Source organism: Nakamurella flava (assembly GCF_005298075.1).
Taxonomy (GTDB): domain Bacteria; phylum Actinomycetota; class Actinomycetes; order Mycobacteriales; family Nakamurellaceae; genus Nakamurella; species Nakamurella flava.
Map to the genome: position 1 here is coordinate 144,138 of NZ_SZZH01000006.1, position 20,564 is coordinate 164,701.

General features: G+C 69.8%; 15 protein-coding genes. 5 read left to right on the forward strand and 10 right to left on the reverse strand.

Annotated features, from left to right (window positions below; genetic code table 11):
• Nucleotides 1–91: 91 nt before the first annotated feature.
• The 8 genes from FDO65_RS18675 to glyA form a co-directional block, all read right to left on the reverse strand.
• Nucleotides 92–931, reverse strand: a complete 840-nt coding sequence (locus tag FDO65_RS18675; RefSeq protein WP_137451255.1) for a bifunctional 5,10-methylenetetrahydrofolate dehydrogenase/5,10-methenyltetrahydrofolate cyclohydrolase — start codon at nucleotides 929–931, stop codon at nucleotides 92–94.
• Entirely contained in the window at nucleotides 928–1,548 is a 621-nt protein-coding gene (locus FDO65_RS18680) for a cyclodeaminase/cyclohydrolase family protein (RefSeq protein WP_137451527.1), read from the reverse strand. The genes FDO65_RS18675 and FDO65_RS18680 overlap by 4 nt, the downstream gene beginning before the upstream one ends.
• Nucleotides 1,549–1,769: 221 nt before the next feature.
• A complete protein-coding gene (locus FDO65_RS18685) occupies nucleotides 1,770–4,226 on the reverse strand; it encodes a GcvT family protein (RefSeq protein WP_137451256.1) in 2,457 nt (818 codons plus the stop codon).
• 38 nt (nucleotides 4,227–4,264) lie between these two features.
• On the reverse strand, nucleotides 4,265–4,882 hold the full coding sequence (locus FDO65_RS18690; protein WP_137451257.1) for a sarcosine oxidase subunit gamma: 618 nt from the start codon (nucleotides 4,880–4,882) through the stop codon (nucleotides 4,265–4,267).
• Nucleotides 4,875–7,769 (reverse strand): FAD-dependent oxidoreductase, encoded by a 2,895-nt coding sequence (locus FDO65_RS18695; RefSeq protein WP_137451258.1) that lies wholly within the window; start codon nucleotides 7,767–7,769, stop codon nucleotides 4,875–4,877. Before FDO65_RS18695 ends, FDO65_RS18690 begins: the two co-directional genes overlap by 8 nt.
• A complete protein-coding gene (locus FDO65_RS18700) occupies nucleotides 7,766–8,044 on the reverse strand; it encodes a sarcosine oxidase subunit delta (protein ID WP_137451259.1) in 279 nt (92 codons plus the stop codon). Before FDO65_RS18700 ends, FDO65_RS18695 begins: the two co-directional genes overlap by 4 nt.
• Nucleotides 8,045–8,083: 39 nt before the next feature.
• Complete coding sequence (locus FDO65_RS18705) at nucleotides 8,084–9,340, reverse strand: sarcosine oxidase subunit beta family protein (protein ID WP_137451260.1); 1,257 nt, start codon at nucleotides 9,338–9,340, stop codon at nucleotides 8,084–8,086.
• Nucleotides 9,340–10,653: a serine hydroxymethyltransferase gene (glyA, locus tag FDO65_RS18710; protein ID WP_137451261.1), complete on the reverse strand. Its 1,314-nt coding sequence runs from the start codon at nucleotides 10,651–10,653 to the stop codon at nucleotides 9,340–9,342. The genes FDO65_RS18705 and glyA overlap by 1 nt, the downstream gene beginning before the upstream one ends.
• 69 nt (nucleotides 10,654–10,722) lie before the next feature.
• Between glyA and FDO65_RS18715 the strand changes: the two genes are divergently transcribed.
• From FDO65_RS18715 to FDO65_RS18735, 5 genes are all read left to right on the forward strand, one after another.
• Nucleotides 10,723–11,631, forward strand: a complete 909-nt coding sequence (locus FDO65_RS18715; RefSeq protein ID WP_137451262.1) for a methylenetetrahydrofolate reductase — start codon at nucleotides 10,723–10,725, stop codon at nucleotides 11,629–11,631.
• 337 nt (nucleotides 11,632–11,968) lie between these two features.
• Nucleotides 11,969–13,813 (forward strand): BCCT family transporter, encoded by a 1,845-nt coding sequence (locus FDO65_RS18720; protein WP_137451263.1) that lies wholly within the window; start codon nucleotides 11,969–11,971, stop codon nucleotides 13,811–13,813.
• Nucleotides 13,810–15,330, forward strand: a complete 1,521-nt coding sequence (locus FDO65_RS18725; RefSeq protein ID WP_137451264.1) for an aldehyde dehydrogenase family protein — start codon at nucleotides 13,810–13,812, stop codon at nucleotides 15,328–15,330. The genes FDO65_RS18720 and FDO65_RS18725 overlap by 4 nt, the downstream gene beginning before the upstream one ends.
• A 65-nt stretch (nucleotides 15,331–15,395) precedes the next feature.
• A complete protein-coding gene (locus FDO65_RS18730) occupies nucleotides 15,396–16,949 on the forward strand; it encodes an APC family permease (protein WP_137451265.1) in 1,554 nt (517 codons plus the stop codon).
• Between the two features lie 10 nt (nucleotides 16,950–16,959).
• The gene (locus tag FDO65_RS18735) at nucleotides 16,960–18,525 is read left to right on the forward strand and encodes a GMC family oxidoreductase (protein ID WP_137451266.1); all 1,566 of its coding nucleotides are present in this window, start codon (nucleotides 16,960–16,962) and stop codon (nucleotides 18,523–18,525) included.
• 255 nt (nucleotides 18,526–18,780) lie between these two features.
• On the opposite strand, the gene FDO65_RS18740 is transcribed toward FDO65_RS18735, so the two are convergent.
• Nucleotides 18,781–19,074: a ribbon-helix-helix domain-containing protein gene (locus FDO65_RS18740; RefSeq protein WP_137451267.1), complete on the reverse strand. Its 294-nt coding sequence runs from the start codon at nucleotides 19,072–19,074 to the stop codon at nucleotides 18,781–18,783.
• Nucleotides 19,075–19,539: 465 nt separating this feature from the next.
• Complete coding sequence (locus FDO65_RS18745; protein ID WP_137451528.1) at nucleotides 19,540–20,319, reverse strand: IclR family transcriptional regulator; 780 nt, start codon at nucleotides 20,317–20,319, stop codon at nucleotides 19,540–19,542.
• Nucleotides 20,320–20,564 lie beyond the last annotated feature (245 nt).

Here is a 20,564-nt window from a genome sequence, read left to right on the forward strand (position 1 = left end):
CTGATGAAATCTGAGCACCTCACTCACTTCTTCTAGCTGGTTGTCCGTAGTTGCCCTGCAACTGGGTAAACACACGACGGATGTGAAACGATTATCGTGACGCCGAAGTGATCGTGTGCTGCAACAGCAACGCCGTCGTCACCGGCCCCACACCCCCCGGCACCGGCGTCAACGCGGCGGCCACGCCGTCGACGGAGGCGAAGTCCACGTCACCGATCAGGCTTCCATCGGCCTCGACGTTCGTTCCCACGTCGACGACGACAGTGTTGGCGCCGACGTGTTTACCGGTGAGCAGACCCGGCTGGCCGGCGGCGACCACCACGACGTCCGCGTTCAGGGTGTGGGCGGCCAGGTCGGTGGTGCGGCGGTGGCAGACGCTGACGGTGGCGTCCCTGTTGAGCAGCAGCAGTGCCGCCGGCTTACCGACCACCGTCGACCGGCCGACCACTACCGCGTTCGCGCCGGACAGCGGGACCTCGTAGTGATCCAGCAGCACCATCACCGCCTCCGCCGTCGCCGGGGCGAACGCCGGCAGCCGGGCGGCCAGCAGACCCAGGCTCAGCGGGTTGGCGCCGTCGACGTCCTTCGCCGGGTCGATCGCCGACGCGAGGGTGTCGAAGTCGGCGCTCGGCGGCAGCGGGGTTTGCAGGATGATGCCGTGCACCGCCGGGTCGGCGCTGAGCGCCTCCAGCTCGGAGCGGATGCGGATGGACGTTGCGTCCGGGCCCAGATCGACCACACTGCAACGGATCCCGCACTTGCGTGCGGCGCCACCGATGGATCGCACGTAGGCGGCGGTCGACTCGTCCGCCGTCGCCACCACGACGGCCAGGTGCGGCTCGCGACCCTCGGCCGACAGCCGCTCCGCCGCGGCGGTCACTCCGGCGCGGATCTCCTTGGCCACTGCCGACCCGCTCAATACCCGGGTCATCGGGACAACCCCGCCCGCACCGCAGCGGTCACCGCATCGGACCGGCGAGCCAACTCGTCGACCCCGGCGATCGCCGCGGTCAACTCGGCGACCACCTCGGGATCGGACAGCCCGGCCAGGTTGATCTCCACGTTGACCCGTCCCGTCGTCGCCGCCGCTCGGGCGGCGTCGGCCGCGGCGGCCACGTCACTGATGACGTTGCGGTTGCCGATGGGGGCCAGCACCTCCGCCAGCGCGACGATCTCGCCAGCCACCGCGATCACCTGGGCCGGCACCCGACCGGCCCCGGCCAGCGCGTCGGCGATCGCGGCCTTGCGGGCGGCCACTTCGTCGTCCGTGCTCTTGGGCCGCTCGTACGCCGCCCCCACCGCCCCAAAGGCGTCGACGTCCGCGTCGGCCAGGGCGGCCGCCCGGTCCCACAGCTCGTCGGCCGCGGCCACGATCGCGGTGATTCGGTCGGCGTGCTCGGCGTACTTGGCCGTGTCGCTGTACCGGCCGACCATGGCCACCAGCGCCGCCGCCTGGGCGGCATGCAGCGCGGCGGTCGCCCCGCCGCCGGGCGTGGGGACCCGATCGGCCAGCTGCTTCAGATAGGTGTCGATGGTGTCGTGACGCAGCACGGAGAGTCCTCGCAGGGGTGCGGACGGCGGTCGGCGGATCGGCACGGGGGTCGAGCAGTTCGACCGGGGCATCGACTCAGGACAACATGCCGTCACGAGAACGTCGAGACGGCATGTCGGCCCCAGTCGACAAGAAGCAACGAGCGCGGCGCCGGAACAGCAGGAAGGGTCCGGCACCGCGCTCGGTCGCGGCGGGGAACGGCGGAGCGAGCGGAGGATCAGCCCCGCAGACGGGTCATCTGCGGGTCGTAGAGCGGCTCGGCGGTGACGGTGGCGGCGATCCGCTCACCGAAGTAGCCGATCTCCACGGAATCGCCCACGGCCAACGAACCAGGCAGCCAGGCGTAGGCGATGGGCTTGCCGATGGTGTGACCGAACGCCGCGCTGGTCACGTACCCGGACGGCTCGCCACCCACGTACACCGGCTCGGAGCCGAGCACCACGCTGCGGCCGTCGTCGACGGTGAGGCAGGTGAGCCGCTTGGACACCGTCTCAGCCGACCGACCGGCCAGGGCGTCGCGACCGACGAACGACTCCTTGCGCGGGCTGACGGCGAACCCGAGACCCGCCTCGTACGGGTCGTACTCGGTGTTCATGTCGCTGCCCCAGGAGCGGTAGCCCTTCTCCAACCGGAGCGAGGCGAACGCGGCGCGACCCGCGGCGACGATGCCGTGCTGCTGGCCGGCGGCCCACAGCACGTCCCACAGCCGCTGGCCGTTCTCGGCACTCGCGTACAGCTCCCAGCCGAGCTCGCCGACGTAGGACAGCCGCATCGCGGTGACCGGGACGCCGCCGATGCGGATCTGCTTGGCCCGGAAGTACTTCAGACCCTCATTCGACATGTCGTCGGCGCTGACCTCGGCCAGCACCTCACGGGCCAGCGGACCCCACAGGCCGATGCAGCAGGTGCCGCCGGTGATGTCGCGGACCTGGACGTCGGCCGGCGCCTCGCGGCGCAGGTAGTCCAGGTCGAGCTGGCCGTTGGCGCCGACCTGGAAGGTCTGCGCGCCGAGCCGGGCGACGGTGATGTCGCTGCGGATCCCGCCGGCCTCGTCCAGCATCAGCGCGTAGGTAACCGCGCCGACCGTCTTGTCCATCTGGCCGGTGGTCAGCCGCTGCAGCAGCTCCAGGGCGCCGGGGCCGCTGACCTCGAGGCGGGTGAGCGGGGTCATGTCGTACATGGCGACCGCGGTGCGGGTCTTCCACGCCTCGGCGGCGGCGATCGGCGAGTGGAACTTCGCGCTCCACGCGTCCCGCTGCGGCGGCACCCACTCGGCCGGCAGCTGGGCGACCAGGTCGGCGTTGGACTCGTACCAGTACGGCCGCTCCCAGCCGCCGCCCTCCAGGAACACCGCACCCAGCTCGGTCTGCCGCGCGTGGAACGGGCTGACCCGCAGGTTGCGCGGGGACTCCTTGGGCTGCAACGGGTGCAGGATGTCGTAGATCTCGACGAAGTTCTGCTGCGAGGTCTCGGACACGTAGGCCGGGTCCAGCTGGACCTGCTCGAAGCGGTGGACGTCGCAGCCGTGCAGCTCGATCTCGGACCGGCCGTCGATGAGCAGCTGGGCGACGGAACGGGCGACACCGGCGGAGTGGGTGACCCACACGGCCTCGGCGATCCAGAAACCCTTGACGTCGGCCGATTCGCCGATCAGCGGGCCGCCGTCCGGGGTGAACGAGAAGATCCCGTTGAAGCCGGAATCGATCTTGCTCTGCTGCAGCGACGGCAGCAGCTTCTTGCTGGCCTCCCACGCCGGGGCGAAGTCCTCCTCGGTGAAGGGCAGCATCGACGGCATGGCCGAGCCGTCCTTGTCACCCTCGGGCAGGGTGCGCAGGTCGACCGGCATGGGCTTGTGGGCGTAGGAACCGATCCCGATGCCGTCGACCCGCTCGCGGTAGTACAGGTCCTCGTCCTGGTGCCGCAGGATCGGCAGGCTCGCCTCCTGCAGCTCGCTGTTGCGGCCGACCAGCTCGGGCACCTGCCCGGTCCACACGAACTGGTGGGCCAGCGGCAGCAGCGGCACGTCCATGCCGACCATGGCGCCGATCTCCACGCCCCAGAAACCGGCGCAGGAGACGACGATGTCGGCCTCGATCACGCCGTCCTCGGTGCGGACCCCGGTGATCTTGCCGTCGGCCTGCTCGATGCCGACGACCCGGGTGTTGCCCTGGAACACCGCGCCGCGGGACTGCGCCCGGGTGGTGAGCGCCTCCACCGCGCGGGTGGCCTTGGCCAGCCCGTCGGTCGGCACGTACAGACCGCCCAGCACCTGGTCACGGTCGACCAGCGGGTGCAGCTCGACACACCGGTCCGGGCCGACGACCTCGGCCTGGATCCCCCAGGACGTGGCCAGACCCTGGCGGCGGTGCAGCTCGGCCAGCCGCTCCGGGGTGGTCGCCACCTCCAGGCCACCGACCTGGTTGAAGCACCAGGCTCCGTCGACGTCCAGGCTCAGCAGCTTCTCGACGGTGTAGGTGGCCAGCCGGCTCATCGTCCGCGAGCCGTTGGTCTGGAAGACCAGGCCGGGGGCGTGCGAGGTGGATCCGCCGGTCAGCGGCAGCGGCCCCTGATCGACGACGGTGAGGTTGTTCCAGCCGCGCTCGGTGAGCTCGTCGGCCAGGTTGGCGCCGACGATCCCCGCTCCGATGATGACCACGCGTGGGGTGGCAGACATGTCGCTGTACTCCTGGGTGTGCGAAAGCTGGCGGGACGTCAGCGGGCGGCGGAAGAGGAAGAGGTGAATTCGAGCGCGGCGTCCAGCAGCCAGGTGGCCAGGTAGCCGGCGAACGAGGAGCGCACGAGCACCAGGTACTCGGGGTGCCCGTCGGCGCCCGGGGGCAGGGCCAGCAGGACGACGCCGGCCTGGCCGAGCACGGTCTGCACGGCGGTGCCGATGCCGAAGTGCTTGGGGTGCAGGTCGATCGAGCAGCCCTTGGCCAGCACGGTGCGGGCCTTCGGTCCGCCGAGGCGGATGCCGAGGCGCTGCGCGGAGACGTCGGTGACGGCACCGCCCACCGTCTGAACAAGATCGAGGAGCTCTCGTTCCCGAGCAGCGGAGGCCGCAGCGTCCGTCGACTCGCTCCCGACGAGCAGCCACTCGTCCGGTCCGAGCCAGATGGCCCGGCCGTCGGCGGTGCGCGACCAGGTGTTCGCCGCGGTCGGCAGCTGCAGCTGGGCGGCCACCGCAGCGGTCGCCGAACCGGCCGGCAGCCGCACGATGTGCTGCGGCAGGAACGGTTCCGGGGTCAGCGTCACTGCCGAACCAGACGCGGCGGAAAGTTCGGAAACGACGAACTCCAGCGGGTGGTGGGCAACCAGGGTGTCAGCCATCGCGACGGGCTCCTTCGGGATCGACCAGGACCGAACCGGTGACCTCGACCGGGATCAGTGCGCCGTTGACGGGGACGTGCAGGGTCTCGCCGATGCGGGCCTGGCCACCCTTGACCAGGGCCAGGGCAAACGGCCGCTCCAGCTCGGCGCTGCGGTAGCTGGACGTGACGTGGCCGAGCATCGGGACCGGCGGCGGGGGCAGCTCGCCGTCGATACAGAAGTCGACGATCTGCGAGCCCTCTGGCAGCAGGGTGGTGCGGTCGATCGGCAGCAGGCCGACGAGCTGCTTGCGCGTCGGATCCTGGTTGGCCGGCCGGGAGAACGACCGCTTGCCGATGAAGTCGACCTTCTTCTTGGAGACCGCCCAGCCCAGGCCCAGGTCGTGCGGGCTGACGGTGCCGTCGGTGTCCTGACCGATGATCGGGTAACCCTTCTCGGCCCGCAGCACGTGCATGGTCTCGGTGCCGTACGGGGTGATGCCGTACCGCTGTCCGGCGGCGATGAGCCGCTCCCAGACCGACAGCGCGTACCAGGGGCTGACGTAGACCTCGAAGGCCAGCTCACCGGAGAAGCTGATCCGGCCGAGCATGACGGGGACGCCGTCGAGGGTGGTGTGCCGGATGGCCATGAACGGGAACACCTCGTTGCTCACATCGACGTCAGCGAAGACGTCGGCGATGAGCTGACGGGACTTCGGCCCGACGACGGGGAAGGTCGCGTACTGCTCGGTGGCCGAGGCCAGCCAGACCTTCAGGTGCGGCCACTCGGTCTGCAGCCACTCCTCCATCCAGTCCAGGATTCTCGCCGCGCCTCCGGTGGTGGTGAGGACCAGGAAACGGTCGTCGGCCAGCCGCAGCACGGTGCCGTCGTCGATGACCATGCCGTCGGCCCCGCACATCACGCCGTAGCGGACCATGCCGACCTTCAGCGTGCTCATCATGTTGGTGTAGATGAGATCGAGGAACTGGCCGGCGTCCTCGCCCTGGACGTCGATCTTGCCCAGAGTGGAGCCGTCGAGCATGCCGACCCCGGTGCGGACGGCGGCGCACTCGCGCAGCACCGCGGTCTCCATGTCCTCCGCCCCGCCGTCGGCGGTGGGCCGCGGGTAGTGGCGGGGCCGCTTCCACATGCCGACGTCCTCGAAGACGGCGCCGGCGGCGACGTGCCAGTCGTGGACGGCGGTGACCCGCTCGGGGTCGAACAGCCGGCCGCGGTCCCGACCGGCCAGCGTCGCGAACGACACCGGCGTGTACGGCGGGCGGAACGTGGTGGTCCCGGTATCGCCGACGGGCATGCCGAGCATCCCGGCGACGATGCCGCTGGTGATGATCCCGGACGTCTTGCCCTGGTCGTGGGCGGTGCCGATGGTCGTGTAGCGCTTGATGTGCTCGATGGACGTCAGGCCGGCGCCGATCGCGGTGGCGATGTCGTGGACGGTGGCGTCCCGCTGCAGGTCGACGAACTCGGTGGTGGCGAGCTTCGGGTCGGTGGTCGACGAACGCCACAGCACGACCGGCGCGGTGGGCGCCTCGACCGCAGCGGTCGCCGGGACGAGACCCTCGGCAGCGGCGACACTGTCGGTGGCGACACCGGCATCGGCCAGGGCGGCCAGCGCGGCCTGGTGGCCGCCGAGCAGGCTGCCGGCCAGGGTGAACGCGCCCGCGGCGGTGCCGGCGACCCGCAGGCCGTCGAGCTCCTCGCCGGGCAGGAACGCGCCGAGGGCGTCGTCGTAGGCGAGCTTGCCGCGACGCTGGCTGAACAGATGCACGGCCGGGTTCCAGCCGCCGCTGACCAGCAGGGTGTCGGTGGCGATCTCCTCGCCGGAGTCCAGCACGACATCGGTGATGCGGACGGTGCCGCGGGTGCCGACGACGGTGGCGCCATTGCGGACGTCGATGCCCAGGTCGGTCAGCTCGGCCTGGCGGCGCGAGCCCTCCGGCCGGGCGTCGATGAGGGCAGTGATGGTGACACCCGCGCGGTGCAGGTCGATCGCCGCGTCGTAGGCGGTGTCGTTGGTGGTGAAGACGACGGCGGTGCGGCCGGGCAGCACGCCCCACCGGTGCAGGTAGGTGCGGGCCGACCCGGCGAGCAGGATGCCGGGGCGGTCGTCGTCGGCGAAGATCACCGGACGCTCATGGGCGCCGGTGGCGACGACGATCGACGCGGCCCGCAACCGCCAGACCCGTTGCCGGGAAACGCCTTCCGCGCCGACGCCACCGAGGTGGTCGGTGCGCCGCTCGACGGCCAGCACGAAACCGTCGTCGTAGGCGCCGAACGCGGTGGTGCGCTGCAGGTGCAGCGCCTCCGGGTAGGTGGCCAGCTCGGCGACGGCCGCGGCGACCCACTGCAGGGCCGGGGCGCCGTCGATCTCCTCCGTGGTGCCGAGCAGCGAACCGCCGGCCTCCGACTGCTCGTCGACCAGGGCCACCCGGGCGCCGGCGCGGGCCGCGGTCAGCGCGGCGGTCAGGCCGGCCGGGCCGGCCCCGACGACGAGGACGTCGACGTGGTGGTGGACCGAGTCGTACCGGGCCGGGTCCGGCTCGGTGGACAGCCGGCCCTGGCCGGGGACGCCGTGACCGACCAGGCCGTCGAACAGCTCGACGGTGGTGGCCAGCAGCATCGGATCCGGGAAGGGGTGCTCGATCTGCACCAGCCCGCAGGGATCCTCGGCCCAGGCGGCCGAGATGCCGCGCGGGCGGCCGATCTTGATGCTGGTGGTGATGGCGTGGCGGCCGTTGGCCAGCAGCGCGGAGGCCAGCGTGTCGCCGGGGTGCCCGGTCAGCTCCTCACCGTTGAAGGTGAAGGCCAGCGTGCGGGAGCGGTCGATGCGGCCGCCGTCGGCGGTGCGGAACGGGGCGGAGACGGCGGTCTCGGGGCTCTGCGTCATGAGTTCACCGGCTGGGGCTCGTCGGGGCGGTAGACCGCCTCGAAGCGGTAGGTGGCGGTGTCGCGGATGGCGTTGAACCAGCGCCGGCAGCCGTGGCTGTGGCTCCAGCGCTCGGCGAACCGGCCCTTGGGGTTGTCACGGAAGAAGAGGTAGCGGGCCCATTCCTCGTCGGACAGCGCGGCCGGTTCGGCCGGGTACTCGACGTGGGCCTGGCCGCCGTAGTGGAATTCGGTCTCCTCCCGGGGACCGCACCACGGGCACTTGATGAGTTGCATCGTGCTGACTCCTGAATTCGCCTGGGGTGGGGGGAGGGCTCAGTGCGCGACGCCGGCGGCACCGTGCTCGTCGACGAGCACCCCGCTGACGAACCGCTCGATGCCGAAGGGCTCCACCAGATCGTGGGGCTCCTGCTTGGCCAGGGTCTGGGCCAGGCACCAGCCGATGCCCGGGGTGACCTTGAAACCGCCGGTCCCCCAGCCACAGTTGACGAAGAGGTTCTCGTAGCCGACCCGGCCGACGATGGGCGAGGCGTCCGGGGTGGTGTCGACGATCCCGCCCCAGGTGCGCAGCAGGTGGGCGCGGGCGAACACCGGGAAGAGCTCGACGGCGGCGGCCATCTGACGCTCGATGATGTGGAACGCGCCGCGCTGGCCGTAGCCGTTGTAGGCGTCCACGCCGGCGCCCATGACCAGCTCGCCCTTGTGGGCCTGCGAGACGTAGACGTGCACGGCGTTGGACATGACGACCGTCGGGTGCACGGGCTCGAGCAGCTCGGAGACCAGGGCCTGCAGCGGGTGCGACTGCAGCGGCAGCTTGATGCCCAGCTGGTCGGTCAGGGTGGAGGTGTGGCCGGCCGCGGCCAGCAGCACCTGCCCGGCGCCGATGGTGCCCTGGCTGGTGCGGACCGCGGTGACGCGGTCGCCGTCGGTCTCGAAGCCCTGGACCTCGCAGTTCTGGATGAGGTCGATACCGGCGTCGCTGGCCCGGCGGGCGAAGCCCCAGGCCACGTAGTCGTGCTTGGCGATGCCGCCGCGCGGCTGGTACGTCGCGCCGAGCACCGGGTAGCGGATGTCGTCGGAGATGTTGACGATCGGGCAGAGCTTCTTGACGTCCTCGGGCCCGACGAACTCGGCGTCGATCCCGTTGAGCCGGTTGGCCTCGACCCGCCGCACGCTGTCCCGCACGTCCTGCAGGGTGTGGGCGAGGTTGAGCACGCCGCGCTGGCTGAACAGGATCGGGTAGCCGAGGTCCTGATCGAGGGTCTCCCACAGCTTCAGGGAGTGCTCGTAGATGGCCGCGCTCTCGTCCCACAGGTAGTTGGACCGGATGAGCGTGGTGTTGCGGGCCATGTTGCCGCCGGCCAGCCACCCCTTCTCCAGCACCGCGACATCGGTGATGCCGTGGTTGCGGGCCAGGTAGTGGGCGGTGGCCAGGCCGTGCCCGCCGCCGCCGACGATGACGATCTCGTACGACTTCTTCGGCTCCGGGTTCCGCCAGAGGAAGTCGGGGTGCTCGGGCAGGTCCGCGCCGGGGGTGTGCGGCGGGGTGGCGTCCAGGTACTGGGTCGACATCACACGTCCTCGGAGAGGTTCGGGTACAGCGGGCGGCTGGCGGCCAGGCGGGCGACCCGCTCGCGCAGGCGGTCGAGCTGGGCGTCGTCGAGCACGGGGTGCAGGGCGGCGGCGATGATGTCGGCGACCTCGGCGAAATCGTCCTCGTCGAAGCCGCGGGCGGCCAGCGCCGGGGTGCCGATGCGGACGCCGGAGGAGATCATCGGCGGGCGCGGGTCGAACGGCACGGCGTTGCGGTTCACGGTGATGCCGATGGCGTGCAGCCGGTCCTCGGCCTGCTTGCCGTCGAGCTCGGAGTCACGCAGGTCGACGAGCACCAGGTGGACCTCGGTGCCGCCGGAGACGACGTTGATGCCGGCGGCGCGGGCGTCGTCGGCCAGCAGCCGGTTGGCCAGCAGCCGGGCGCCGGCCAGCGTGCGCTCCTGGCGCTCGCGGAACTCGGGCTCGGCGGCCAGCTTGAACGCCACGGCCTTGGCCGCGATGACATGCTCGAGCGGCCCGCCCTGCTGGCCGGGGAAGACCGAGGAGTTGAACTTCTTGGCGAGATCCTTGGTGGCCAGGATGATCCCGCCGCGCGGGCCGCCCAGCGTCTTGTGCGTGGTCGAGGTGACGACGTGCGCGTGCGGCACCGGGGACGGGTGCAGACCGGCGGCGACGAGGCCGGCGAAGTGGGCCATGTCGACCATCAGGTAGGCCCCGACGGAGTCGGCGATGCGGCGGAACTCGGCGAAGTCCAGCTGCCGCGGGTAGGCCGACCAGCCGGCGACGATGAGCTGCGGCTTGTGCTCCTGCGCGAGGCGCTCGACCTCAGCCATGTCGACCCGGTGGTCGTCGGCGCCGACGTGGTAGGCGACCGCGTTGTAGAGCTGGCCGGAGAAGTTCAGCCGCATGCCGTGGGTGAGGTGGCCGCCGTGGGCCAGGTCCAGGCCGAGGATGGTGTCGCCCGGCTTGAGCAGCGCGGACATGGCGGCGGCGTTGGCCTGCGCACCGGAGTGCGGCTGGACGTTGGCGTATTCGGCGCCGAACAGATCCTTGATGCGGTCGATCGCGAGCTGCTCGATGACGTCGACGTGCTCGCAGCCGCCGTAGTAGCGGCGGCCGGGGTAACCCTCGGCGTACTTGTTGGTCAGCACGCTGCCCTGGGCCTGCATGACGGCCAGCGGCGCGAAGTTCTCGCTGGCGATCATCTCCAGCGTCGACTGCTGCCGGTCGAGCTCGGCGTTGATCGCCGCGAACACGGCCGGGTCGGTCTCGGCCAGTTCCCGGGTGAGCACCGAATCCGTCACCGGTCGTTCGTCGAGCTCGATCGCCATGAAGGTCTCCCTGTTCGTGCTGTCGTCGGGGACTGGTATATCACTGATACGGCAGTCTACGATCGGCTGATGAAGACCGTCAAGGCATTCACGCAGGGTTTACCGGACGCCGGTGCCGCACCGATCGTGCCGGCCGCGACAATCAGCGCGAACCCGCTGGTCACGGCCCTGCGGAACGCGTCGTACGAGGTGCTGCCGTTCCGCGGCACGGCCGACGCGGTCATCGCCTGCGTCCCGCGTGACCTACCCGTCAGCATCACCATGACGGCCAGCAAGGGCATCGACGCGACCGTCGAACTCGCCGTGACCCTGGCCAGCGCGGGCTACACCGTCACTCCGCACCTGGCCGCCCGCATGTTCGAGGACGCCGACCAGGTGTCACGAACGGTCGACCGTCTGATCGCCGCCCGAGCCACCGGCGCCTTCGTCGTCGCCGGGGACCTGCCCACGGCGCGTGGACCGTTCGCCGACTCGGTCAGCCTTATCGAGCACCTGGACGGGCTGGGCCGCCCCTTCGCGCGGATCGGCGTCGGCGGATACCCGGAGGGACACGCCCGCATCGAACAGGCGGCCATCGACACCGCCCTGCAGGCCAAGGCCGCGCACGCCACCGAGGTCGTCACCCAGCTCTGCTTCACCCCGGGCACCGTCGTCGACTGGGCCCGCGAGGTACACGCCGACGGCCTGACCGCCCCGATCCGCGTCGGGCTGCCCGGGGCCGTCACCCGACAGAAGCTCGTCCGCATCTCCGCCGGCCTGGGCCTCGGCCAGTCGGCCCGCTTCCTGTCCAAACAACAGAACCTGCTCTGGCGGTTCCTGTTGCCCGGCGGCTACCGGCCGGACCGGCTGATCCGCGGGCTCGCACCGCACCTCGGAACCGACGGCCACGGCCTGAGCGGATTCCACTTCTTCACGTTCAACGAAATAGCCCGCACCGAATTGTGGCGGGCCGCCTGGTTGCGCCGCGTGGAAGGCTGAGGAAACCTCGCCCACCACGCGCTCTTGACGACCTGTTGCGGATGCTGCACTCTTTGCGTGATGCGAAACACAATGCGCATGACGCAACGCGGCCGTAACCCACGGACTGCGTTCGCCGCTCACAATCAGTGCGCAGTGTTCCCGAGCCGGGAGAGTTAGCCGCCCTCCTCCACTCTCGGCCGAGACCGCTGCTGAAACGCCCGCGTTCGCCTGCCTCGCCCGGTGGGTCGACGCCGCCGCCGCCGATCGCCGGCCGCGACTCTCGCAGCACCGGATCCCGGGCTCCGCCGAAGCCCGCCATCCGGCCCCCGTTCCCCATTCCCAAGGGAGGCCAAGAATGGCCACACACATCGATGAACCGGCAGCGCCGGTCGACGACGAGGCGAGCCAGCGGTATCCGCTCGACAAGATCGTGTTCGGGGTGTCCGCCGTTCTGGTGGTCGCCCTGCTGATCTGGGGCATCGTCGCCACCGGCGCCCTGGACTCGGTCGCCACCGCCGTCCTCGGCGGCGTCATCACGGCCGGTGGCTGGGGTTTCGTCCTCGCCGCCAGCGCCTTCGTGGTCTTCGCCCTGTGGTTGGCCATCAGCAAGTACGGCCGCATCCCCCTGGGCCGCGACGACGAGGGGCCCGAGTTCAAGACCGTGTCCTGGGTCGCCATGATGTTCAGCGCCGGCATGGGCATCGGCCTGATGTTCTACGGCGTGGGTGAGCCGCTGTCGCACTTCGCGTCGCCGCCCCCCGGCACCGTCGACGCGCTGAGCGACCAGGCGGTCGACACGGCCATGGCCACCACGCTGTTCCACTGGACCCTGCACCCGTGGGCCATCTACGCCGTCGTCGGTCTGGCCATCGCCTACAGCACCTTCCGCAAGGGTCGCCGCCAGCTCATCAGCGCCTCCTTCACGCCCCTGCTGGGCAAGCGCGGCAGCGAGGGCGGCTTCGGCCGGGCCATCGACATCCTCGCCATTTTCGCCACCCTCTTCGGCTCGGCCGCCTCGCTCGGCCTGGGCGCCCTGCAGATCGGCGGCGGCCTGGTCGCCGGCGGGTTCATGGAATCCGTGGGCACCAACCTGCTGGTCGTGATCATCGTCGTCCTGACGATCTGCTTCATCGCCTCCGCGGTCTCCGGTGTCTCCAAGGGCATCCAGTGGCTGTCCAACATCAACATGGTGCTGGCGGGCGTCCTGGCCCTGGTCGTCTTCGTCGGCGGCCCGACCATCGTCATCCTCAACCTGATCCCCAAGATGATCGGCGACTACTTCGGCCAGCTGACCGAGATGGCCTCCCGGACCGCCGCCACCGGCGGCGAGGCCATGGAGACCTGGCTGTCCGGATGGACGATCTTCTACTGGGCGTGGTGGATCTCGTGGACGCCGTTCGTCGGCATGTTCATCGCCCGCATCAGCCGGGGTCGCACCATCCGCGGTTTCGTGGCCGGCGTCATCCTGATCCCCAGCTCCGTCAGCCTGCTCTGGTTCGCCGTCTTCGGTGGCGCCGCCATCCACGCCCAGCAGACCGGCACCGACCTGGCCAGCCAGCCGCTCGCCGGTCAGCTCTTCGGTCTGCTCGACACCCTGCCCCTGGGCGCGATTCTCGGTGTCATCGCCATGCTCCTGGTCGCGATCTTCTTCGTCTCCGGGGCCGACGCCGCGTCGATCGTCATGGGCACGCTGTCGCAGCGGGGCACCATCCACCCCGACAAGAAGGTCGTCATCTTCTGGGGCGCGGCCATGGGGGCCATCGCGGCCGTCATGTTGATGGTGGGCGGCAGTGATGCGCTCTCCGGCATCCAGAACATCACCATCATCATGGCGGCGCCGTTCCTGCTCGTCATGATCGTGATGTGCGTGGCCCTGATGAAGGACCTGCGCTCCGACCCGCTGGTCCAGCGGGGCAGAAAGGTGGAGATCGCCATCGAGCAGGCCGTCGAGTACGGCACCAAGACGCACGGCGAGCACTTCTTCTTCAACATCAAGCCCGACGAGACGATCGACCCCAACGCCGGTCTCACCGTCGACCACGTCAAGGCGCACGACCCGGGCGTGCCGTACGCCAACGGCAGCCTGGACCCGCACCACGACGGCGCGGACCGCGACGTGACGACGTCGTCGTCGAACGGCAACGGCTATGCCGAGGGCCAGCGCTCCACCGTGACGGCCTCGGCCGAGCGGGGCCGATGAGCGAGCCGGCGACGAGCAGGGCCACCGAACTGGTCGGCAACGGCCACCCGGCCCTGTTCGTCGACGGCGCCTGGGTGCATTCCGCGGACGGCGGGGTGCGGCACTCCGGCAACCCGGCGACCGGCGAGGTGGTCGCGACGGTCGACGAGGCCACCCCACAGGATGCAGCCGCCGCCGTCGCCGCCGCCCGGCGCGCTTTCGACACCGGCCCCTGGCCGGCCACGCCGGTGACCGAGCGCACCGCCCTCCTGCGTCGCATCGCCGGCCTGCTCGCCCGCGACAAGGAGGCCCTGGCCCGGCTGGAGACGCTCGACACCGGGAAGACGCTGGAGGAGAGCCGTTGGGACATCGACGATGTCGTGTCGGTCTTCACCTACTACGCCGACCTGATGGCGACGGAGGCCGATCGCCTGATCGACGTGGGTGATCCCCAGGTGATCAGCCGCGTCGTGCGGGAGCCCGTCGGGGTGTGCGTCATGATCGCGCCCTGGAACTATCCGCTGCTGCAGATCTCCTGGAAGATCGCCCCGGCGTTGGCCGCCGGCTGCACCATGGTGCTCAAGCCGAGTGAGGTCACCCCGCTCAGCACGATCGCCCTGACCCGCCTCATCGACGAGGCCGGCGTGCCAGCCGGCGTCGTCAACCTCGTACAGGGCAGCGGAGCCGTCCTCGGCGAGGCACTCACCGACACCGACGACGTCGACCTCATCTCCTTCACCGGCGGTCTGGCCACCGGTCGGACGATCGGGCGGATCGCGGCGAACCGGGTCACCCGGGCCGCTGTCGAACTCGGCGGCAAGAACCCGCACATCGTGTTCGCCGACGCGGAATGGGAGAGCTCGGTCGATCAGGTGCTGACCGGCGCCTTCCTGCACTCCGGTCAGGTGTGTTCGGCCGGGACGCGGTTGATCGTGCAGGCCGGCATTGCCGACGACTTCGTGGCCGCCCTGGTCGAACGGGCCGAGAAGATCCGCCTGGGCGATGGTCTCGACCCGGCCAGCCAGACCGGCCCGCTGGTGTCGGCGGAGCAGCTGGCCAAGATCGAGGGGTACGTCGAGCTGGGGCAGGCCGAGGGGGCCGTGCTGCGGACCGGCGGGCAGCGACCGAAGGACGCCGAGCTGGCCGACGGGTTCTTCTACCTTCCGACGATCTTCGACCACTGCGACCGCTCGATGCGCATCGTCCAGGAGGAGACCTTCGGGCCCATCCTGACCGTGGAGCGCTTCGAGACCGTCGAGCAGGCCATCGCTCTCGGCAACGACACCGCCTACGGGCTGGCCGGGGCCGTGCGCACGTCCGACCCGGCCGTGGCCGAGCGGGTCGCCCGGGCCCTGCGCCACGGGACCATCTGGATCAACGATTTCGGTTACTACACCGCCGCCGCCGAGTGGGGCGGGTTCAAGAAATCCGGTAACGGGCGCGAACTCGGTCCGACCGGCCTGGCCGAGTACCAGGAAATCAAGCACATCTGGCAGCACACCGCCCCGGCTCCCAAGGGCTGGTTCACCACCGACTGAGAGTTCGGCCCACTTCGACGGCGAGGGGTCGCTCCCTCCCCGTTCGGCCAGCAGAAAGAGGCGCCATGACGTCGCGCGAGGCAAACAGAGCCCCCGAGTCGTTCCCCGAGCCGCCCCGTCGCAGTGGCGACGACGACGACCTGGCTGATTTCGGATACAAACCGACCCTGGAACGGAGCATCGGCAAGTTCGCCAGCTTCGCCGCCGGGGTCAGTTACATCTCCATCCTCACCGGCACTTTCCAGTTGTTCTACTTCGGCTTCGGGACGGCCGGCCCGGCCTACCTGTGGAGCTGGCCGATGGTGTTCGTCGGTCAACTCCTGGTCGCGTTGTGCTTCATGGAACTGTCCGCGAAGTACCCGGTGGCGGGCTCGGTCTACAACTGGGCCAAGACGCTCGGCAGTCGGATCGTCGGCTGGTCGGCCGGCTGGCTGATGCTCACGGCGTCGATCGTCACCCTGGCCGCGGTGGTCCTGGCCCTCCAGATCAACCTGCCCAAGCTCTGGCCGGGTTTCCAGTTCATCGGTGACGGCACCGGCAGCAGCTACGCGGCGAACGCCGTCCTGCTGGGTTCGGTGATGATCATCGCGACCACGGCCATCAACGCGCTGGGCGTCCGGCTGATGGCGATGATCAACAGCGCCGGCGTCTTCATCGAGCTCATCGCCGCCGTGCTCATCGCCGTCATCCTGGCCTTCCACATCCAGCGCGGACCCGAGGTGTTCTTCTCCACCAACGGCTACGGCGCCGGTGAGAGCGGCGGCTACCTGAGCCTGTTCCTCATCGCCTCCCTGGCGTCCGGATACGTGATGTACGGCTTCGACACCGCCAGCTCCCTCGGGGAGGAGACGATGGAGCCGCGCCGGACCGCCCCCAAGGCCATCCTGCGCGCGTTGCTCGCCTCGTTCGTCATCGGCGGCGCGATTCTCGTCTTCGCCATCCTGGCCGCCCCGGACCTGCAGGACCCGCTGATCGGCAGCCCCACCGGGAGCCTGCAGTACATCGTCGAGCAGGTGATGAGCGGCCCGATCGGTACGGCCATGCTGGTCTGCATCGTCGTCGCCGTCATCGTCTGCTCGCTGGCCGTGCACACCGCGGCCATCCGGCTCACCTTCGCGATGGCCCGCGACAACGCCCTGCCGTTCGGCGAGAAGCTGGCCCGGGTCCACCCGAAGACGAAGACACCGGTGCTGCCGGCCGTGGTCATCGGCCTGCTGGCGATCCTGGTCCTGGTGATCAACGTCGGCCAGCCGCAGATCTTCACGGTGCTGACGTCGATCGCGGTCATCATGATCTATCTCGCCTACCTGATGGTCACCGCGCCGATGCTTCGCAAGCGCATCGCCGGCCAGTGGCCGCCGCCGGATCTGGCCGCGAACGGCTACTTCACCCTGGGCCGTTGGGGGATGCTCGTCAACGTCCTTGCCGTGCTGTGGGGGATCGGGATGGCCGTCAACCTGGCCTGGCCGCGCCCGGAGGTCTACGGAACCCCTTGGTACAACACCTGGGGCGCGTTCCTCTACATCGCCGTCATCTGGGGTGCCGGAATCGTCTGGTACCTCGTCAAGGGCCGCCGAGCCATCGGCTGCCTCGCCTCGCACGCCAGCGACAAGGCATAGGAGCTCCGCCATGACCCAGCAGTCCTTCGACTACATCGTCGCCGGGGGCGGTTCCGCCGGTTGCGTGCTGGCCGCCCGCCTGAGCGAAGACCCGTCGGTGACGGTCTGCCTCCTGGAGGCCGGGCCCAGCGACGTCGGTGACCAGGCCATCCTGCAGCTCGACCAGTGGATGCACCTGCTCGACTCCGGATACGACTGGGACTACCCCATCGAACCGCAGGAACGGGGTAACAGCTTCATGCGGCACGCCCGGGCCAAGGTGCTCGGCGGGTGCTCCTCGCACAACTCCTGTATCGCCTTCTGGCCGCCGGCCGAAGGGTTGGACGAGTGGGAGAAGATGGGGGCCACCGGTTGGAACGCCGCCGAGACCCACCCCTACGTCACCAAGCTCGAGAACAACGACGCCCCCGGTGACCACCACGGTCACGACGGCCCGGTCCGGTTGCGGGACGTACCGCCGAACGATCCGTGCGGCCGGGCCGTGCTGGCGGCCGCGGCCGCGGCCGGTCTGCCGACGGTGGCCTTCAACCGGGGCGAGACCGTGCGCAACGGCGCCGGCTGGTTCCAGATCAACGCCGCCGAGGACGGCACCCGGGCGTCATCGTCGGCGTCCTACCTGCACCCCATCCTGGACTCGCGCCCCAACCTGCAGGTCCGCACCGGATGCTGGGTCAGCGAGATCCTCATCGACGACGACCTGGTCGCGACCGGAGTCCGTTACCAGCGGCCCGATCTCACCGGGTACGACGAGATCGTCGCCACCCGCGAGGTCATCGTCACGGCCGGGGCGATCGACACCCCGAAACTGCTGATGCTGTCGGGTATCGGGCCGGCCGAGCACCTGCGCGAGATCGGCATCCCGGTGCGGGTCGACTCACCGGGGGTGGGCTCCAATCTCGACGACCACGTCGAGGGCCTGGTCTTCTGGGAAGCGGCCAAGCCGATGGTGACCGAGTCGAGTCAGTGGTGGGAGATCGGCCTGTTCGCCACCACCGAGCCGGGCCTGAACCAGCCCGACCTGATGATGCACTACGGCAGCGTGCCCTTCGACATGAACACCGTTCGGCACGGCTACCCGACCACCGACAACGGCTTCTGCCTGACACCCAATGTCACGCAGGGACTCTCACGCGGAACGGTCCGGCTCCGCTCTCGCGACTTCCGCGACCGCCCCAAGGTCGACCCCCGCTACTTCACCGACCCTGAGGGTCACGACGAGCGGGTCATGCTCGCCGGCATCAGGCTGGCCCGTGAGATCGCGGCCCAGGAACCGTTGCGGGAGTGGATCGGCCGGGAACTCGCGCCCGGTCCGGACGTCACGAGCGACGAAGACCTGATCGAGTACATCCACAAGACGCACAACACCGTCTACCACCCGGCGGCGACGGCCCGCATGGGCGCAGTGGACGATCCGGAGGCCGTGCTGGACCCGCAGTTGCGGGTCAAGGGCGTCGAGCGACTGCGTGTGGTCGACGCCTCGGCCATGCCGAAACTGCCCGCCGTCAACCCGAACATCACCGTCATGATGATGGCCGAGAAGGCCGCTGATCTCATCCGCGCGGAGGCGGGTCAGTGAGACGCTTTACACGCATCCTCGACGGCACCTCGTTGACCGAGGCCACCTGATCGGCGTTCACGACCGTCGACAGGCCACGGTCGGCCCCCACCCCGAACGTCCATCGACATGCCGGAAACGACGGGTTCACCTGCGCGGAAACCGTGATGTGCGGCAAGTCCATCTGCGCCAGGGAAACCGTGACCATGGCCTGTCTCGCACAGGCGGCGAGACAGGCTTCTCGATGCCGCGTGGCGCCCTCACAAGCTCGGGCGACTAGCGGGCGGTATTGGCCAGGTACTCCTCCAGGGCCTCACGGATGACGACAGAGGGTTTCACGTGGCGCCGTTCGGCCAGGGCGACGACGGCGTCGCGGACCGATTCGGGAACACGCACCTGAAGAGTCGGGGAGTGCCCACCTGATCTCGCCAGCGACGGGCGACCGACAGGCAGCGAACCACGGCGCTGAAACTCCTTGACCGCCTCCGCGGCGACAAGACCGGCTCGTTCCTCAGTCAGACGCTCACCGCGATACGTGAACTCCTCGTCGTCAAGGTCGACGTCGGACACCGTCAGGTCATGTCCGAACGAACGGGGTGGTTGAGCGGCGGTCATGGCTCATCCTTTCTACGGAACGCGGTCGGCATGGCGTGGATGACGGCGAAGTCCCCGGGGTAGCGGTCGTCGGGGACCAGGATCAGCTCCAGTTCCACGCCCCGATCGTCCATGCCGACGTAGAGAAACTGGTCGCCAGTGGAATCGACGAGCACCGCACTGAGCAGGGCGGCACGGATGTGAGCGTTTCCGATCCGATGTCGGCGCGCAGACCTCGTCACCCTCACCTTCACTCGTCGATTGTGTCATACACAATCCATTTGTTTGACGTCATGAGAGGCGCTATGGATCGACGTGCCGCTCACGACGAGTCTGGTCGTCTCACACCCGTCGTCGGTGGCATGTCGATCGGGTCGGCAGGCTTCCGTGGGTCGTGGGTGGATCGTGGGGCGAACGAAACAGCAGTCGAGCGAGAGCTTCTCAGGCGGCGTTGCCCCAGTGCCCGAGCCGTCGGCTGAGTTCGACCCCGGCGTCCCGCAGCTTGGGCAGGATCTCCTCGATGCGCTCGGCCGTGAGCCGGTACGCCGGGCCGGAGGCGCTGAGCGCGGCGACCACCGAGCCGTCCTCCCCGCGGACGGGCACGGCCACCGCGTTCAGTCCGACCTCCAGCTCGCCGAAAGTGGTGGCGTATCCGCGGTCGAGGATCTCGGACAGTTCACCCTCCACGCTGGCGAGATCGACGTGGGTCCGTTCGGTGAACCGCTCCAGGTCGCCACCCAGCAGTAGGGTCCGCTGCGGCTTGTCCATGTGGGCGAGCAGCACCTTGCCGCTGGAGGTGGCGTGCAGCGGCGTCAGCTGCCCGATCCAGTTGTGGCTGGCGACCGAGGCCTGGCCGCGGGACTGGACGACGTTGACGGCGAAGTTCTCGCGGGCCACGGCGACGTTGATGGACTCGCCGACCCGGTGGGCCAGCTTCTCGGTGACGGTCTGGGCCTGCTCGCTGATTTCCAGGTGGACGTTGACCCGGCGGGCCAGCCGGACGACCCCGAAGCCCAGCCGGTACTTGCCCCGCTCGACGGTCTGCTCGACCAGATCCCGCGCCTCCAGGGCTCCGAGCAGCCGGAACACGGTGGACTTGTGCACGCCGATCTCGGCGGCCAGCTCGGTGACGCCGCCGGAACCCCAGGCGGCGAGCAGCTCCAAAACCTGTAGGGCGCGATCGACCGACTGCAGACCACCGGGACCGTTGGTCGGCTCCATGTCGCTCACACCCCTTCTTTCGTTGCGGATAGCGCCACCCTCTGCTCAGGACGCTAGCTCGTCAGCACCGGCTGAGAAAGAGGCCTGAAGCTGCCGTCGTGTTACCCCGATGTATCGGCTCGTAAAAGGGGGTGTGCAGCTCTTGACGCCGGGCCCCCCTGGAGGCAAAGTTGCGCACACCGCGACATGCATCACAGTACGCAACACGGCTGGTCGGACCGGGTCCGCTGGTCGAACCACCGGAG

What these genes read in the sequence shown, in the direction of transcription:
- FDO65_RS18730 (WP_137451265.1), top strand. Translation starts at nt 15,396, where the DNA reads ATGACGTCGCGCGAGGCAAACAGAGCCCCCGAGTCGTTCCCCGAGCCG.
- FDO65_RS18685 (WP_137451256.1), bottom strand. Translation starts at nt 4,226, where the DNA reads ATGTCTGCCACCCCACGCGTGGTCATCATCGGAGCGGGGATCGTCGGC.
- FDO65_RS18705 (WP_137451260.1), bottom strand. Translation starts at nt 9,340, where the DNA reads ATGTCGACCCAGTACCTGGACGCCACCCCGCCGCACACCCCCGGCGCG.
- FDO65_RS18675 (WP_137451255.1), bottom strand. Translation starts at nt 931, where the DNA reads ATGACCCGGGTATTGAGCGGGTCGGCAGTGGCCAAGGAGATCCGCGCC.
- FDO65_RS18735 (WP_137451266.1), top strand. Translation starts at nt 16,960, where the DNA reads ATGACCCAGCAGTCCTTCGACTACATCGTCGCCGGGGGCGGTTCCGCC.
- FDO65_RS18745 (WP_137451528.1), bottom strand. Translation starts at nt 20,319, where the DNA reads ATGGAGCCGACCAACGGTCCCGGTGGTCTGCAGTCGGTCGATCGCGCC.
- FDO65_RS18715 (WP_137451262.1), top strand. Translation starts at nt 10,723, where the DNA reads ATGAAGACCGTCAAGGCATTCACGCAGGGTTTACCGGACGCCGGTGCC.
- FDO65_RS18700 (WP_137451259.1), bottom strand. Translation starts at nt 8,044, where the DNA reads ATGCAACTCATCAAGTGCCCGTGGTGCGGTCCCCGGGAGGAGACCGAA.
- FDO65_RS18695 (WP_137451258.1), bottom strand. Translation starts at nt 7,769, where the DNA reads ATGACGCAGAGCCCCGAGACCGCCGTCTCCGCCCCGTTCCGCACCGCC.
- FDO65_RS18725 (WP_137451264.1), top strand. Translation starts at nt 13,810, where the DNA reads ATGAGCGAGCCGGCGACGAGCAGGGCCACCGAACTGGTCGGCAACGGC.
- FDO65_RS18690 (WP_137451257.1), bottom strand. Translation starts at nt 4,882, where the DNA reads ATGGCTGACACCCTGGTTGCCCACCACCCGCTGGAGTTCGTCGTTTCC.
- FDO65_RS18720 (WP_137451263.1), top strand. Translation starts at nt 11,969, where the DNA reads ATGGCCACACACATCGATGAACCGGCAGCGCCGGTCGACGACGAGGCG.
- glyA (WP_137451261.1), bottom strand. Translation starts at nt 10,653, where the DNA reads ATGGCGATCGAGCTCGACGAACGACCGGTGACGGATTCGGTGCTCACC.